A 16,324-nucleotide genomic window follows, 5' to 3' on the forward strand; every position below is an offset into this window, starting at 1 on the left:
TCCTCACGACGGCGACGGCCCTCGGGACCGCTGACCCGTCTGCTGACACCGGCACGCGACGTGGCCCTGAACGACCTGCCCCGGCGCGCCCGCAGCGCGTTCACGTTTCCGACGTCCAGTTGGGCCCCCACCTGGGCGACACCATGGCGGAACCGCGCCCGCGCCGCCACCGGCCGGGACGGGCCTAGCATCGCGGTGCTGGGCAATTGCCAGGCCCGGGGCGTCGCCCAGGCGATGCGCCTGCTCGCGCCGAAGAGCCCGGTCCGCTACCTGCCCATGGGCTCGCTGAAGCGCGACCACGGCCATATCGACACTCTGGTCCGGACCCTGCGGGCCCACGATCACGTCTTCTCGCAAACCTTCCCGGCCGGGCTGATCCCGGGGGGCGACGCCGCCACCCTGCGGGCCGCGGACCCGCGGCTCAAGCTGTTCCCGTCGATCGTGTTCTCGGCCTTCCACCCCGACATGGTCTATGCCGGCCAAGCCTCGGACCTCGCCGCGCTGAAGCTCGCGCCGTCTCCGATGGGGCAGTACCACTCGGCGATCGTGCTGACCGCTCATCGGCTCGGGCTCGCGCCTGAGCGCACCGCCGCTCTGTTCCGCGAGGATGTCTTCCGGCGCCTCGGCTATCTCGACCATTGGGATCCGGCCGTGCGGGAACTCGTCGGCGCCGCCGAGGCCGTGGGTTTCGGCCTGGAGCGCGAGCTGACACGCTGGGCGCGCCGGGGCGCCTTCATGCACCTGATGAACCACCCGAAGGCGCATGTCGTCGGCGACATCGCCCGGCGCCTGCTCGTGGAGAGCGGGATCGCCCCGGAGCCCGTGGAGATCGAGGATTACCTCGGCGACGAGCTGACCCAGGACGTGATCTGGCCGATCTACCCGGCGGTCGCCGAGCAGTTCGGGCTGACCGGATCGTACCTGTTCAAGGCCAAGGCGGTGAGATCCAAGGTCGTGGGCGAGGCGTTTCCGGTGCTCTACGACCTGCCGGGCTTCATCGCGGCGAGCTTTTCGATCTACGATGCCCTGCCGGCCGGCGACCTCACCTGTCCGCGGGTGGAGGCCTGGCTCGCCGCGCCGGAGATCGTGGCGTTGTTCCGGGCGGGCTGAACCCGCTCAGCCGGTGGCGCAGAGCGGCGCGCCGCGATGCGCCTCACCAAGCCCCTCGACCATCGCGCGAACCAGCCGGTTGACCTCCTGCACCTGGAACGGCTTGCGCAGGAAAAAGCTGCCCGGAACGCCGGTGCGGCCCATCGTGTCGGTCGAGGTGTAGACCACCGGCCGGTCCGGATGGATCGTCCGGAAGGCGTGCGCCACCGTCCAGCCGTCGATCAGGCCGGGTAGATGGATGTCGGTGAACAGCCAGTCGATGGTCGCGCCCTGCGCGCGCAGGAGCGTCAGCGCCGCCTCGCCGGTAGAGGCCTCGACCACCCGGATGCCGTGCGTCTCGCACAGGCTCGCGATGATCTCGAGGAGCAGGTAGCTGTCCTCGACGATGAGGACGCTCTGGGCGGGGCGCATGGCGGGATGTCCGGTGTTCGGGCTGCCGATTAGGGGCGAGATAGGGTTGATGATGTCTTAATCGTCCCCGTCGGTCTGGTACCGGACGCTGCCACACCGGAGCGATGCTGTTGCAGCGCCGCAACCGATCCGCGTGAAATCACCCGTTCGGTCGCGCCGCCCCGGCGCTGCCGCATTCCGGGCGCGTCCCGGGTGCGTCAGCGCACGGCGTCGAGCGGCGTGGATCGCCACCACGCGCCGGTGCCGCCCGGTGGAACCGTCGCTTAACCATCCGCGCCTACCAACGGCATCAGAACGACGCGGACCCGCCTCGAAGACCCGCAGCCGGCCTTCGGCACCGCTCGAGGAGTTTTGACGATCATGCCCCAGCGTTTCCGTGCCGCCGCCCTCGGCCTCGCCCTCGTCGCCGGTCTCGGCCTCGGCGCCTGCAGCAACGACAAGGACCTCGCCGACGCCTCCGCGTTCGGCGCCGGTGCCGCGACGCCGGGCAGCGCCCAGGACTTCGTCGTCAATATCGGCGACCGGGTCTTCTTCGAATCCGATTCCACCGACCTGACGCCCACCGCGACCGCGACGCTGGACAAGCAGGCCGCCTGGTTGCAGCGCTACCCGCGCTACACCTTCATCATCGAGGGCCATGCCGACGAGCGCGGTACCCGCGAGTACAACTTCTCCCTGGGCGCCCGCCGCGCCCAGTCGGTGAACGACTACCTCGCCACCCGCGGCATCACGGGCAACCGGATGCGCACCGTGTCGTACGGCAAGGAGCGGCCGGTGGCGGTGTGCAACGACATCTCGTGCTGGTCGCAGAACCGCCGCGCGGTGATCGTGCTGGACCGCGGCGCCGGGGCGTAACGCAAGGCAGGTTCGCTGGGGCGAAGATCGATTTCCGCCCCAGTTTTGCCGCGGACCGGCGCATCTGTTACGGCCACGCGCCGCCATCGGACCGCAGCTGCCCCATGCTCGCCCGCCTTCGCACCCGTCTCGCCCTCGCCACCGCCCTCGGCACCGCGCTCCTCGGCCAACCCGCCGCCGCGCAGGACGCCTCGGAACTGGTGGTGCGCCTCGGGCGCATCGAGAACCAGTCCCGCGTGATGGCGGGGCAGATCGAGACCCTCCAGTACGAGAACCGCCAGCTCAAGGAGCAGCTGCGCAAGTTCCAGGAGGATGTCGAATTCCGGCTGAACGAGGGTAAGGGCAAAGCCGAGAGCAAGGGCGAGGGTAGAGGCGCCGGCAAGCCCGCGCCTGCGGCCGCGCCGGCCTCCGGACCGGCCGGCACCGTCAACGGCGTCAATCCGGGTTCCGGTCGGCCGGGCAAGCGCGGCGACGCCTTCGACCCGTCGCAAACGCCCGGGGCGCCGGGCGCGCCGATGCAGCTCGGCAGCACCCAGCCCTCCGCGCCGCTGCCGCCGCGGGAGGCCATCGAGGCAACCCAAGAGACAACTCGAGAGACGACCCGAGAGACAACCCAAGCGGCCGAAGCCGCGCCGCGGCCGCAGCGTTTGCCCCAAGGGGCGATCGAAGGGGCCATGGAAGGGACCGTCGAGGGCGAGGACGACGCCGAGGCGGCAGCCCCCGGCTACGACCAGCCGGTCGACCTCCGCCCGCCGGCCCGCACGGGTGCGATCCCGGCCCGGCCCTCCGAGAGCGTCGCCGCCACGCGGACGGGCGATCCGACCACGGATTACGAGGCTGCGGTGGAGCTGTACCGCGGCAAGCAGTACGAGCAGGCCGAGATGGGCCTGCGCCAGTTCATCCAGTCGCATCCCCGCGACAACCGCGTTGCCGGCGCCACCTACTGGCTCGGCGAGAGCTACCTCGCCCGCGGTCGCAACCGCGAGGCGGCCGAGCAGTTCCTGAAGGTCTCGACCGACTACGCCCGTTCCGCGCAGGCGCCCGATGCCATGCTGAAGCTCGGTGTCACGCTCGCCGCGCTCGGGGCCCGCGAGCAGGCTTGTGCGACGCTGGCCGAGCTCGACCGGAAGTTCCCGAACGCCGGATCGGGCGTCCGCCAGGGCGTCACGCGCGAGCAGAAGCGCGCCCGCTGCGGCGCTTGAATCGTATTCGGGATTCCAAGGGGCTCAGCCCTTTGGCGGGGTATCGGGACGGGGCCGTGAGATCGGTCGAAGACCGACAATCGGGCTTTGCCCGAGCCCAGCAGGGCTCTGCCCTGCACCCGCAAAAGGTCTCGGACCTTTTGGATCCATGACGGGCTCTGCGGACGATTCTGTTCTTCAAGCCCTTGAACCCTGGCTCGGGGGCGGGGTGCTGCTTGCCGTCTCGGGCGGCCCCGATTCGAGCGCGCTGATGCACGCCGCCGCCGCTCTGGGCGCGACCGTGCAGGTCGCCACCGTCGATCACGGCCTGCGCCCGGATGGGCGCGCGGAGGCCGAAGGCGTCGCCGCCGCCGCCCGGGCGCTCGGCTTGCCGCACGCGATCCTCGCTTGGGCGGACGCGAAGCCCGGCACCGGCCTTCAGGCGGCGGCCCGGGCCGCCCGCTACCGGTTGCTCGCCGCCCATGCCGCCGCCATCGGCGCGGCCCGCGTCCTCACCGGCCATACCCTCGACGATCAGGCCGAGACCGTGCTGATGCGGCTCGCCGCCGGCAGCGGTCCCGCGGGGCTCGCCGGCATGCGCGTCGAGCGGGCGCTGGCACCCGGAATCTCCCTGGGCCGGCCCTTCCTCGCCCTGCCCAAGGCCGCGCTCGTCGCGTGGTGCGAGGCCCGCGGCATCCCCTACCTGCGCGATCCCAGCAACGCCGACCCGCGCTTCGCCCGGGGCCGCCTGCGCGCGGCCTGGCCGATCCTGGAGCGGGAAGGCCTGACCCCCGCGCGTCTCGCCCGCCTTGCCGAGCGCGCCGCCCGCGACGAGGCGGCGCTGTGCATCGCTGCCGACAAGGCCCTCGAAGCCGCCTGCCTGTCGGCGGATGGCCCGGCCCTGCGCCTCGACGGAACCGTACTGGCCGCCCTGCCGGACGCGATCGTCCTGCGCTGCCTCGACCGCGCCCTGACCCGGGCGGGGGCGGCGCCCCGCCGGCTCGAACGGCTCGAAACTCTGGTCCTCGGATGGCTGCTGCCGGCCCTGCGGGACCGGGTGGCGGTCCGGCGCAGCCTCGCGGGTTTCCTGATCGCAACGGAGCCCGCCGGTACGGTGAGCCTCGCCCCCGCGCCGCCACGCCGGCCGAGGGCGAAGAGTGCTGCCCTCGCCGCAGGGGCGTCGCGATTACTTGGCAAGGGAGGCCCCCCCGCTTACATTGGCGCTGTGTGCACGGATGGACCGGTCGCGCCGGACGACGCGTCCGTCCTGGGGGTCGCACACGCCAAGGATTGATCGATGAACCCGAATTTTCGCAACTTTGCCTTGTGGGTCGTCATCTTCCTGCTTGTGCTGGCCCTGGTCACCCTGTTCCAGAACCCGGGGCATCGGGGCGGCGGCAGCGAGATCGCCTACAGCCAGCTCCTGAACGATGCCGATGCCGGCAAGATCCAGTCGGTGGTGATCTCCGGGCAGGACGTGTCCGGCACCTACGTGGGCGGCGGCAACTTCACCAGCTACGCGCCGAACGACCCGGGCCTGGTCTCCAAGCTTCAGGGCAAGGGCGTCCAGATCACCGCCCGTCCGCCGTCCGACAACACCCCCTGGTTCATCCAGCTGCTGGTCAGCTGGCTGCCGATCCTCGTCTTCATCGGCGCCTGGATCTTCCTCTCGCGCCAGATGCAGTCCGGCGCCGGCCGCGCCATGGGCTTCGGCAAGTCGAAGGCGAAGCTCCTGAACGAGGCCCACGGGCGCGTCAGCTTTGATGACGTCGCCGGCGTCGAGGAAGCTAAGGAAGACCTTCAGGAGATCGTGGAATTCCTGCGCGACCCGCAGAAATTCCAGCGCCTCGGCGGCCGGATCCCGCGCGGCGTGCTGCTGGTCGGCCCCCCCGGCACCGGTAAGACCCTGATCGCCCGGGCGGTCGCGGGCGAGGCCAACGTGCCGTTCTTCACCATCTCGGGCTCCGACTTCGTCGAGATGTTCGTGGGCGTCGGCGCCAGCCGCGTGCGCGACATGTTCGAGCAGGCCAAGAAGAACGCGCCCTGCATCATCTTCATCGACGAGATCGACGCGGTCGGCCGCCATCGCGGCGCCGGCCTCGGCGGCGGCAACGACGAGCGCGAGCAGACCCTGAACCAGCTCCTCGTGGAGATGGACGGGTTCGAGGCCAACGAGGGCGTCATCATCATCGCGGCGACCAACCGCCCCGACGTGCTGGATCCGGCGCTGCTGCGCCCCGGCCGGTTCGACCGCCAGATCATGGTGCCGAACCCGGACGTCACCGGCCGCGAGCGCATCCTGCGGGTCCACGTCCGCAAGGTTCCGCTGGCCCCCGATGTCGATCTCAAGGTGATCGCTCGCGGCACCCCCGGCTTCTCCGGCGCCGATCTGATGAACCTCGTCAACGAATCGGCCCTGCTGGCGGCCCGCCGCGGCAAGCGCATCGTCACGATGCACGAGTTCGAGGACGCCAAGGACAAGGTCATGATGGGCGCCGAGCGGCGCACCCTTGTGATGACCGAGGACGAGAAGCGGCTCACCGCCTATCACGAGGGCGGCCACGCCATCGTGGCGTTCAACGTCCCGGCGACCGACCCGGTCCACAAAGCGACCATCATCCCGCGCGGCCGGGCGCTCGGCATGGTCATGCAGCTGCCCGAGCGCGACAAGCTCTCCATGAGCTTCGAGCAGATGACCTCGCGGCTGGCGATCATGATGGGTGGCCGCATCGCCGAGGAGATGACCTTCGGCCAGGATAAGGTGACCTCGGGCGCGCAGTCGGACATCGAGCAGGCGACGCGGCTGGCCAAGATGATGGTGACGCGTTGGGGCTTCTCGCCCGAACTCGGCACCGTCGCGTACGGCGAGAACAACGACGAGGTCTTCCTCGGCATGTCGATGGGCCGGCAGCAATCGGTCTCCGAATCGACCGCCCAGAAGATCGACGCCGAGGTGCGCCGTCTGGTGGAGACCGGGCTGGAAGAGGCCCGCCGCATCCTCGCCGAGCACAAGGACGATCTGGAGGCCCTGGCCCAGGGGCTCCTCGAATACGAGACCCTCTCGGGCGAGGAGATCCGCAACCTGTTGAAGGGTAAACCCCCGGTCCGCGACGGCGGCGACGTACCGCCGACCCCGGCCCGGGGTTCCTCGGTCCCCTCGGCAGGCCGCGGCCGGCCGAAGGAGAGCGACGGTGGCCTGGAGCCGCAGCCGCAGGCCTGAAGCGCCGGACAAGACGACGATCGAGAGGGGCGCCGCGAGGCGCCCTTTTTCGTGCCTGACAAACCGGAGCCGCTGTCGGCAATTCGGCGCCGCCAGCTTGGCCGGAGACTCGGCCCATCCCATCGAATCGGAAACACAGGCCTCTCCACAAGGCGCTGTCAACCCTCATGCCGGTCTCGACCTATCTCGTCGTCGCCCTCGGCGCCGTCGCCGCCGGCTTCGTGCAGGGGCTCTCGGGTTTCGGCTTCGGGCTCGTCTCCCTGTCGTTTTGGGCCTGGGTGCTGGATCCGAAGCTCGGCGCGTTCCTGGCGGTGTCCGGGGCCTTCACCGGACAGGTCGTGGCCGCCGTCTCGGTCCGGCGCGGCTTCGACCTTCGGCGCCTTGCGCCCTTCGTGCTCGGCGGTCTCGCCGGGATCCCCCTCGGCATCCTCCTGCTGCCGCGGCTCGACGCCGACTGGTTCAAGGCGATCCTGGGCCTGCTGCTGCTGGTCTGGTGCCCGGCCATGCTGTTCGCCCAGAACCTACCCCGCATCACCGTCGGCGGCCGGTTCGCCGACGCGCTGGTCGGCCTTGGCGGCGGCATGATGGGCGCGCTCGGTGGGTTCACGGGGGTGCTGCCCACTCTCTGGTGCACCCTGCGGCGCTACGAGCGCGATGTGCAGCGCGCCGTGATCCAGAACTTCAACCTCGCCATGCTCAGCGTCACGATCGTCACCTACCTGGCCTCCGGCCTCGTCACCCGGGCCATGCTGCCGATGCTGGCCGTGGTGCTGCCGGCGATGCTGATTCCGACGCTGCTCGGCGCGCGGGTCTATCTCGGCATCAGCGAGGCGGCGTTCCGCACCCTCGTGCTGAGCCTCCTGACCCTCTCGGGCCTCGCCCTGGTCGGCGCGGCGCTCCCGCGGATCCTGTAGCGACCGTCGGGCGCTCGGCCCCATTTCGACCGCCTTTGTCGGGAAGCACCGGATGGACCCGGCCGGCAGCGCTGCATCCGGCGTAAACGATTATCTGCTAGCTTTGTCCGGCCGGTGAGACCGCGCCTCGGAGACGACTTCGTGCGAAAGTATTTCGGAACCGACGGTATCCGCGGTCGCGCCAACGGGGTGATCACCCCCGAACTCGCCCTCAAGGTGGGGCAGGCGGCGGGCCTCGTGTTCCAGCGCGGCGACCACCGCCACCGGGTGGTGATCGGCAAGGACACGCGCCTGTCGGGCTACATGATCGAGACCGCGCTGGTCGCGGGCTTCACCTCGGTCGGCATGGACGTGCTGCTGCTCGGCCCCGTGCCGACGCCGGCCGTCGCCATGCTGACCCGCTCCATGCGGGCCGATCTCGGCGTGATGATCTCGGCCTCGCACAACCCGTTCGAGGATAACGGCATCAAGCTGTTCGGGCCCGACGGCTTCAAGCTCAACGACGCGATCGAGCACGAGATCGAGGGCCTGATCGACGCCGACATGCACAAGCGCCTGTCCGGCTCCAACGATCTCGGCCGGGCCAAGCGGATCGAGAGCGTGCATGCCCGCTACATCGAGTTCGCCAAGCGCACCCTGCCGCGGCAGGTGACGCTGGAGGGCCTGCGCGTCGTGGTCGACTGCGCCAACGGCGCCGCCTACCGGGTCGCCCCCGAGACCCTGTGGGAACTCGGCGCCGACGTGATCGCCATCGGCACCGAGCCGGACGGCTTCAACATCAACCGCGATGTCGGCTCCACCGCGCCGGCGGCTTTGGTCGCCAAGGTGCGCGAGCGCCGGGCCGATATCGGCATCGCGCTGGACGGCGACGCCGACCGGGTGCTGATCGTCGACGAGAAGGGGCAGGTGGTCGACGGCGACCAGCTCATGGCGGTGATCGCCCGCTCCTGGAAGGAGGACGAGCGCCTGACCCAGCCGGGGGTGGTGGCCACGATCATGTCGAATCTCGGCCTGGAGCGCTATCTCGGCGACCTCGGGCTGACGCTCGCCCGCACCGCGGTGGGCGACCGCTACGTCCTCGAGCATATGCGCGAGCACGGCTACAACCTCGGCGGCGAGCAATCCGGCCACATCATCATGTCGGACTACACCACCACGGGCGACGGACTCGTGGCGGCGCTCCAGCTGCTCAGCGTGGTGCAGCGTCAGAACCGGCCGGTGAGCGAGGTCTGCCACTGCTTCGAGCCGCTGCCGCAGATCCTCAAGAACGTGCGCTACAAGGCCGGGGAGCCGCTCCGCCAGGACAGCGTGGTGAGCGCCATCGAGCATGCCCGCGAGCGCCTCGGCAATGGCGGCCGCCTCGTGATCCGCCCCTCCGGCACCGAGCCGGTGATCCGCGTGATGGCCGAGGGCGACGACCGCGGCCTCGTCAACGATGTGGTCGACGAGGTGGTCGACGCCGTCACCAAGGCCGCGGCCTGAGTCCGGGGTTTCCAAAGGGCAAGCCCTTTGGCGGGGTTCGGGGGCGGAGCCCCTGAGGTTCGGGCAAGGCCCGATACCAGGGCTCCGCCCTGGACCCGCAAAAGGTCGGAGACCTTTTGAAACCAGGACTTTGAGGATCAATCGTAGGCGGCGCTCAGGTCCGGCGGCGCCGTCATGCGCCAGGCCGCCAGGAGGGCGGTGCGGAGCGTCTCCTCCTCGCACAGGTCGAGATCGAGGTTGGTCCAGCCCCGGCGACCCCAGGCCCCGTCGAGGGGCGTGAACAGGTCCGGCTCGGCCTCGCACAGAGCGGCCTGATCGTCGGGCGCGAGCCGCAGCACCACCCGCGCCTCCTCGACCCACAGGGTCGCGAACACACGGCCGCCGACGCGGAAATCCGGATTGCCGCTATGGGCGCCCGCCACCGCCTCGGGCAGCATCAGCGCTAGGATGCGCACGTCCTCGGGGAGCATGGGCGACTCAGCCCGCTCGGCCCGGACCCGCGACCATCCGAGGCCCGACCCAAAGGCGGTCCCAAGCGGCGGGGAGCATCCGGTTCATGCAGTCTTTCTCCCTGTACAGTGGATCCCCGAAGAGGCCACTGCATGCCTCAATGGAGGCCGGCCAATATTTGTGGAGCAACGGTTTGCGCCGGCGGGTCGAGAACACGCAAGGCTAAGACTTAACGTTAAGCCGGATTTAAGACGTTGCGCGCATTCTTCACAGGCTAACCACAGAGCACGCACGCGGAGCGTCGGGCTCACGGCTCCAGTAAAGGAATTCTTATGGCCCGCTCCAAGCTCAACGCTTTGGTGCGTAGCCTGACGCTCGCGGCGAGCGTCGGCGCGCCCTGCCTCGCCGCTGCGGCAGACCTGCTGCCTCCGCCGCCCCCTCCGCCGCCCGAGCCGATCGAGGTCGGTGGCGGCTGGTACCTGCGCGGCGACGTGGGCGCCAGTGTCTACACCCGCCCCAAGTACAGCGAAGCCTACGATTACACCGGCTACCCGGACGCCAACCGCTCCTTCGGTAACGTGATCGGCGGCGGCGGCTTCGCGGGCGTCGGTGTCGGCTACCAGTTCACCCCGTTCCTCCGCGGCGACATCACCGGTGAGTATCGCTACGCCACCGGCCTGCGCGGCAGCGAGTACTACCGCGGCCCGGACTACGATGACGGCCTCGGCTCCTACGGCGTCAACAAGTCGAGCGGCAACTTCGACTCCGCAGTCGTGCTCGCCAACGCGTATTTCGACCTCGGCACGTGGTACGGCATCACGCCGTTCATCGGCGGCGGCGTCGGCTACGCCTTCAACCACATCTCGTCCTACTCGACCAACCAGCAGTTCACGAGCCCGACCTACGGTTACGATTACGGCAACCCGGTCTATGGCTGCGACTGCGGCGCGCCCTCCTACAACTACAAGCCGGTCTACGACTCGAACGGCAACGCGGTCTACAACACCAACAGCGGCAGCAAGTTCTACAAGGACAAGTCGAGCGGCAGCTTCGCCTGGGCGCTCCATGCCGGTCTCGCCTACAACGTGACCGACGCGCTGAAGATCGAGTTGGCCTACCGCTACCTGAACCTCGGCAAGGCCGAGACCGGCGCCGGCTACGTGCCGTGCTGCACCGGCAGCCTCCAGGCGATCAAGGTGAAGGACATCGAGGCGCACGACGTGAAGATCGGCGTGCGCTACTACCTCGGCGGTATCGTGGCGGCCCCGCTGCCGCCGCTGATGCCGGAGCCGATCCCCGGCCCGCTGGTGCGCAAGTACTGATCGCACTCCGATCTCATCACTGGACGGCGACGGCGCGGATGCCCTCCGCGCCGTTTCGCGTTTCGGTGCTGCCGCGCGGGCCGCGGATGCAGCCGAAGACATGTCGGATGCCGTTCGATGTCGTTCGAGAGACCGCTGACAACAGCGATAGATCAACATTGCGACCTGGAAACTCGTTTCGATCAACGGATGATTAAGGTTACCCGACTATCACGGTGTTGAGGCTCGATCCGCCGCTTGTCACGTCAGTTCCAGGACGATCCCGATGCGTACCGTCACCTTTCCGCTACTGGCGGTTCTCGGTCTCTGCGGTGTCAACACCGCCCGGGCTGCAGACCTGGATTACGATTACCTGCGCGGGGCCGATTACGATCCGATTCCGGCCCCGGTCCGGGTGATCGACTGGAGCGGCGTGTATGTCGGCGGCCATGGCGGCTACACCTCGGCGGCGCTCGGGTTCAAGAACGCGCTCTCGCCGCTGGTCTACGAGCGCTCGCACAACTCGACCGCCGAGTCGGATTTCGGTGCCTCGGGCCTGCTGAGCCCGCCATCGCGGCGCGTCGGCTCCGCGAGCTTCGGTGGCTATGTCGGCTACAACGTCCAGTACGACAGCTTCGTGTTCGGGATCGAGGGCGACTACACGAATTTCGGCCGCTTGGGCTCTTCCTCCGACAGCGTCGGCCGCATCAAGACCAATTCGCTGGGTCTCCAGGAGACCCTCAACCTGAACGGGACCTCCGCAACGCGGATCACCGATTACGGGACGCTGCGGGCCCGCCTCGGCTACGCCATCGACAGCCTCATGCCGTATGTCACGGGCGGCGTCGCAATCGGCCGCGCGCGCGTCGCGGACTCGCTCAGCTACTCCGATTCCGGCTTCGACGTCAGCGCGTACAACGCCAGCTTGGCCGGGACGAACACCTTCGTCAATCAGTTCAGAGCCACGCATAACGATCAGCGGTCGAAGACGAAGGTCGTCGCCGGCGTCGCGCTGGGGGCCGGCATCGAATACGCAATCACGCCGAACATCCTCCTGCGCGCCGAGTATCAGTACGTGCTGTTCGACAGCTTCGACGGGCACAAGGTCAACCTGAACACCGTCCGCGCCGGCGCGGCCATCAAGTTCTGATACGGCACGGTCTGGTCTTGGTTGTCGGCGGGAGCCTGTTCATGCGTGGTCGTCGTCGTCTCGCGGTCGCCGCGGCCCTGCTCGTCGCAGGGCCCGCCCTGGCGTCCCCCGTGGCCTGGCCCGGGGATCGGCCCGAGCCGCGCGTCATCCGCCACAGGGTCCGGGTGCGACCCATTCCGATCGTCCCCCTGGTCCGGCCGCCCGTGCTGGTGCGGGACTACCTGCCGCGCAACCACAACGTCCCGATGTACAACGAGCCGCCCCGCACCACGCCGGCTTGGTGAGGCAACCGCCGGGACGCCGGGCGTTGACCGGCCGGGTCCCTGCCTGCGACGTGTGTCCGGCCTGTCATCGCGCGGTTCGGGCGGGACATCCGCGGCCTTGCACACTCATGGCGGCGGGCGACGGTGTTCGATGCAGCGATGCGCTGCCCCCGCCTCAGCTCTCCAGCTCGCTGTCCCAATACAGATAGTCGAGCCACGTGTGGTGATACTGCTTGTGGTCGAACTCCGGCTGGCGGTGGTGCAGTTCGTAGCGGGTCGGCCGCCGGGGCTCGATCGCCAGCGGCATGTCGGCCTCGGCCGGGGTGCGGTTGGCCTTGCGGAGGTTGCAGGGCGAGCAGGCCGCCACGACGTTCTCCCAGCTCGACAGGCCGCCCCGGGAGCGCGGCACCACGTGGTCGAAGGTCAGGCCCCCCGAGGGCAGCCGCAGGCCGCAATACTGGCAGCTGAAGCCGTCGCGCAGGTAGATGTTGTAGCGGGTGAAGGCCGGGCTGCGGGCGAGCGCCACATAGTTCTTCAGCGCGACGACGCTGGGCACCCGCAGCGACCGTGACGGCGAGCGCGCCTCGACGTCGTAGCTCGCCACCAGGGTGACCCGGTCGAGGAACAGGGCCGTGAAGGCGTCCTTCCACGACCAGAGGGAGAGCGGATTATACGAGAGCGGCCGATAATCCGCGTTGAGGACGAGGGTTTGGAGATCCATCATCGGCGCGACTCTTCAACACTAGCTCTGACGCGGATAACGCGCGGGACCGGGCCGACGCCTCACCGGTCCGTCCGAACCGGCCAAAAGCCGATAGCGGGCGGGCCGGCGCACGGGGCGGCGACCTGGGGGGAGCGGCGGAGGGAGCAACAGGGCGGCGGGCCGGCGCGCGGGGGCGCCAGTCGGGGCGATCAGATCCGGAACGCGGCCGGGCCGAGCCGGCACGATCGCCGGCCAAGCCCTTTCGCGTGATGACGAAAAGGCCCTGTCCATGAGGCGTTCATGTAATCCCAGCATGACGCCCTTGTGAAGCTTTTCCGGGCAGGCCCTGGGGACGCACCCACACGAGGCCTCCGAAAGCCATCCCCGGGCCAAGCCCCCGGGGGGGCCGCCGGATCCGGCGCAGGGCGGGCAGGGGCACGGTTTCGCCCCATTGCTCCCGCAGAGCGCGGGGCTGCCAGGGGGCCGCCCGGTCCCCTAATCGCCGCCGATTCGCCGATGCCGGATGCCGACCGTGCGTCCGGCGCGCCCGACGCGAGGTCGCCCATGACGCGTACGCAAGAGCGTACCTGCAAGCTGGATGGCGGCGCGCGCCCGTCCCGCCTGCCCACCCTGTTTGCCGCCCTGATGCTCGGCCTGGCCGCCGCATCCCCGCCAGCCTGTGCCGAGACGCCCGCCCCGACGCCGGCTCAGGCCCCCGCCCAGGCTCAGGCGCCTGCCGGCAAGCCCGCGGAGGCCAAGCCCTCGGAGACCAAGCCCGCGGAGACCAAGCCCGCTGGGGCCAAACCGACCGCGGCCAAACCCGCCCCGGTCCCGGCGGACGTCCCCGAGCAGTACAAGGCGGTTCGGGCCAAGCTCGACGCCGCCAAGTCCGAACTCGACGCCCGCGAGAAGCAGCTCGGGCATACCGACCTGACGGTGGCCGATCTCACCGCCATCCGCGACAGCGCCGCCGCGGTCACCGACGAGATCCGCGGCCTGGTCACGCGGCTCGACGGCCCCCTCGAGGCGGCCCGCGAGCGGCTGACCCAGCTCGGACCGAAGCCCAAGGACACGCAGGAGAGCCCGGAGGTCGCCGAGCAGCGCGCCGAGCGCGAGGCCGCGGTCACCCGGATCGACGAGAGCCAGCGGCTGGCCCGCTCCCTGGTGGTCCAGGGTGACCAGATCGTCGATCGCGTCTCGAACCGACGCCGCGAATCCTTCACCCGCGACCTGTTCCAGCGCTCGCAGCCGCTGATCGGCCCGGGCCTCTGGGCCAAGGTGATGGCCGACGTGCCGCGCGACACCCGCGCGCTGCAGAGCGCGGTCTCCGATATCGGCCTGCTGTTCTCCCGCAACGGCAGCCTGGGCAATCTGCTGTTCCTGGGGCTCGCCTTCGGAATCTCGGTGGCGCTGTATTTCGGGCGGCGCAACATCGCGCCCCGGGGCGCCCACCGGGACGTGGGCACGACCGATCCGTCGCGGCGCGCGCGCCTGCTCGCCGCCTGGCGGGTGATCCTGCTCGGGACGGTGCCGGCGGTGGCCGGCTCCTACGCGGTCTATTACGCGCTCGATGCCACCAACCTCCTGCCGTCCCGGCTCCTGCCGGTGGCGGCCGCGATCTCCGGGGGGCTCGCCTTCATCGCCTTCGTGGAGGCGCTCTGCGACGGGCTGCTGAGCCCGGAAAAGCCCGCCTGGCGTCCCGCCCCCGTGGGCGACGCGGCGGCCACGCGCCTGACGCGCCTCGCGGTCGGCATCGCCACGGTGGTGACCGTGGTGAAGTCCGTGGAGGCCCTGAATTCCGGGATCTCGGCCGCGCTGCCGATTTCCATCGCGACGCGCGGCCTCGGCGCCGTGGCGACCGCCCTGATCCTGGCGATCGGCTTGCACCGCTTCGCCGATACCGAGCAGGAGGAAGAGGCCTGCTTCGGCCCCTACGTGCCGACCAAGTCGACCACGAGCATCGGCGGCCCGGCCCGCCTCCTCGGCTGGGCCGCCGTGGCGGTGATCGGGCTTGGTGCGCTGGTGGGCTACGTCGCCTTCGCGACCTTCCTGATCGATCAGTTTATCTGGGCCGCCTGCATCTTGGTGCTGCTGTACCTGCTGGTTCAGAGCGTCGATATCTTCATCGGCCGCGCGCTCTCCGACGAGACGCGCCTCGCCACCACGCTCCAGGCCAATACCGGCCTGCGCAAGCGCTCGCTGAACCAGATCTCGGTCCTCGCGACCGGAGGCGCCCGGGTCGTGCTGTTCCTGGTGGCGGCCCTGCTGGTGCTGGCGCCCTGGGGGCTCGATTCGACCGACATCGTCTCCTCGGTCCGGCAGGCCTTCTTCGGCTTCAAGGTCGGCGACGTCACGATCTCGCTGTCCAGCATCGCGCTGGGGATCGGCATCCTGGCGGTCGGCGTGTTCATCACCAAGGGCGTGCAGCGCTGGCTCGAGAACACCTACCTGCCGGCCACCGACCTCGACGCCGGCCTGCGCAACTCGATCACCACGGTGGCGGGCTATTGCGGCTTCCTGCTCGCGCTCGCGCTCGCCTTCTCGTATCTGGGCCTGAGCCTCGAAAAGCTCACCCTGGTGGCCGGCGCCCTGTCGGTCGGTATCGGTTTCGGCCTCCAGTCGATCGTCAACAACTTCGTCTCGGGCCTGCTGCTCCTGTGGGAGCGGCCGATCCGGGTCGGCGATCAGGTGGTGATCGGTGATTCCGAGGGCATCGTGAAGCGGATCTCGGTGCGCTCCACGGAGATCCAGACCTTCGACCGCTCGGCCGTGATCGTGCCGAACTCCAACCTGATCTCCGGCGTGGTGAAGAACCGGGTGCGGGGCGACCGCTCGGGGCGGGTGAGCATCACGGTCAGCGTCCTACGCAATCAGGACCCGGTGCGCGCCGCCGAGATGATCACGGGCTGCGCGATCGCCCATGCCGACGTGCTGAAGGAGCCCGCGCCCCGGGTGGTGTTCAAGAAGATCGGCGACCCGTTCCTCGAATTCGAGCTGCTGGTCTGGATCACCGACGTCAGCCTCGGCCAGAAGGTGCTGACCGACCTGAACTTTTCCGTGTTCGCGAGCCTCTGCGAGGCGGGCTTCATCCCGCCGCTCGGCCCCGGCTCCAGCATCGTGACCGTGCAGGGCCTCGACTCGATGCAGACCGCCATGGGCGAGATCGCCAGCCGGTTCGGGCTGGCGGCGCCGGCCGCCGAGGCCGGGGAGGGGAGCCGGGCGCAGCGGGACCGGAGCCTGCGGAGCGCTGGGGGCTGAGGCGACGAACCCCGGGCTCTGCCTTC

General features: G+C 69.8%; 14 protein-coding genes. 11 read left to right on the top strand and 3 right to left on the bottom strand.

What is annotated here, in order from left to right:
- The first annotated feature begins 60 nt into the window (after positions 1–60).
- Positions 61–1,110, top strand: a complete 1,050-nt coding sequence (locus tag OXS27_RS13250) for a WcbI family polysaccharide biosynthesis putative acetyltransferase (RefSeq protein ID WP_243917606.1) — start codon at positions 61–63, stop codon at positions 1,108–1,110.
- Between the two features lie 6 nt (positions 1,111–1,116).
- Here OXS27_RS13250 and OXS27_RS13255 read toward each other — a convergent pair whose 3' ends face one another.
- Positions 1,117–1,521: a response regulator gene (locus OXS27_RS13255; RefSeq protein ID WP_267356555.1), complete on the bottom strand. Its 405-nt coding sequence runs from the start codon at positions 1,519–1,521 to the stop codon at positions 1,117–1,119.
- A 360-nt stretch (positions 1,522–1,881) separates the two neighbouring features.
- On the opposite strand from OXS27_RS13255, the gene pal reads away from it, so the two are divergent.
- The 6 genes from pal (at position 1,882) to glmM (ending at position 9,173) form a co-directional block, all read left to right on the top strand.
- A complete protein-coding gene (gene pal / locus OXS27_RS13260; RefSeq protein WP_243917610.1) occupies positions 1,882–2,376 on the top strand; it encodes a peptidoglycan-associated lipoprotein Pal in 495 nt (164 codons plus the stop codon).
- A gap of 104 nt (positions 2,377–2,480) precedes the next feature.
- Entirely contained in the window at positions 2,481–3,578 is a 1,098-nt protein-coding gene (gene ybgF, locus OXS27_RS13265; protein WP_267356556.1) for a tol-pal system protein YbgF, read from the top strand.
- A 148-nt stretch (positions 3,579–3,726) separates the two neighbouring features.
- A complete protein-coding gene (gene tilS, locus OXS27_RS13270; protein WP_267356557.1) occupies positions 3,727–4,851 on the top strand; it encodes a tRNA lysidine(34) synthetase TilS in 1,125 nt (374 codons plus the stop codon).
- 3 nt (positions 4,852–4,854) lie between these two features.
- A complete protein-coding gene (ftsH, locus tag OXS27_RS13275) occupies positions 4,855–6,777 on the top strand; it encodes an ATP-dependent zinc metalloprotease FtsH (RefSeq protein ID WP_243917615.1) in 1,923 nt (640 codons plus the stop codon).
- Positions 6,778–6,944: 167 nt separating this feature from the next.
- Entirely contained in the window at positions 6,945–7,691 is a 747-nt protein-coding gene (locus OXS27_RS13280) for a sulfite exporter TauE/SafE family protein (RefSeq protein ID WP_267356558.1), read from the top strand.
- A gap of 141 nt (positions 7,692–7,832) precedes the next feature.
- Positions 7,833–9,173 (top strand): phosphoglucosamine mutase, encoded by a 1,341-nt coding sequence (gene glmM / locus OXS27_RS13285; protein ID WP_243917619.1) that lies wholly within the window; start codon positions 7,833–7,835, stop codon positions 9,171–9,173.
- A gap of 137 nt (positions 9,174–9,310) precedes the next feature.
- Here glmM and OXS27_RS13290 read toward each other — a convergent pair whose 3' ends face one another.
- Positions 9,311–9,643, bottom strand: a complete 333-nt coding sequence (locus OXS27_RS13290; RefSeq protein ID WP_243917621.1) for an MmcQ/YjbR family DNA-binding protein — start codon at positions 9,641–9,643, stop codon at positions 9,311–9,313.
- A gap of 312 nt (positions 9,644–9,955) precedes the next feature.
- Here OXS27_RS13290 and OXS27_RS13295 point away from each other — a divergent pair, with 312 nt between their 5' ends.
- The 3 genes from OXS27_RS13295 (at position 9,956) to OXS27_RS13305 (ending at position 12,358) form a co-directional block, all read left to right on the top strand.
- Positions 9,956–10,945, top strand: a complete 990-nt coding sequence (locus OXS27_RS13295; RefSeq protein WP_267356559.1) for a porin family protein — start codon at positions 9,956–9,958, stop codon at positions 10,943–10,945.
- Between the two features lie 265 nt (positions 10,946–11,210).
- Positions 11,211–12,074: an outer membrane beta-barrel protein gene (locus OXS27_RS13300; protein WP_243917624.1), complete on the top strand. Its 864-nt coding sequence runs from the start codon at positions 11,211–11,213 to the stop codon at positions 12,072–12,074.
- Between the two features lie 41 nt (positions 12,075–12,115).
- Positions 12,116–12,358, top strand: a complete 243-nt coding sequence (locus OXS27_RS13305) for a hypothetical protein (RefSeq protein ID WP_243917626.1) — start codon at positions 12,116–12,118, stop codon at positions 12,356–12,358.
- A 154-nt stretch (positions 12,359–12,512) separates the two neighbouring features.
- Here OXS27_RS13305 and OXS27_RS13310 read toward each other — a convergent pair whose 3' ends face one another.
- Positions 12,513–13,061 carry an HNH endonuclease gene (locus OXS27_RS13310; RefSeq protein WP_243917628.1) on the bottom strand — a complete coding sequence of 183 codons (549 nt, stop codon included), beginning with the start codon at positions 13,059–13,061 and terminating at the stop codon, positions 12,513–12,515.
- A gap of 543 nt (positions 13,062–13,604) precedes the next feature.
- Between OXS27_RS13310 and OXS27_RS13315 the strand changes: the two genes are divergently transcribed.
- Positions 13,605–16,298 carry a DUF3772 domain-containing protein gene (locus OXS27_RS13315; protein ID WP_267356560.1) on the top strand — a complete coding sequence of 898 codons (2,694 nt, stop codon included), beginning with the start codon at positions 13,605–13,607 and terminating at the stop codon, positions 16,296–16,298.
- The last annotated feature ends 26 nt before the right edge of the window (positions 16,299–16,324 follow it).

Origin of the sequence: Methylobacterium sp. GC_Met_3, from assembly GCF_026540775.1 — a bacterium.
GTDB lineage: Bacteria > Pseudomonadota > Alphaproteobacteria > Rhizobiales > Beijerinckiaceae > Methylobacterium.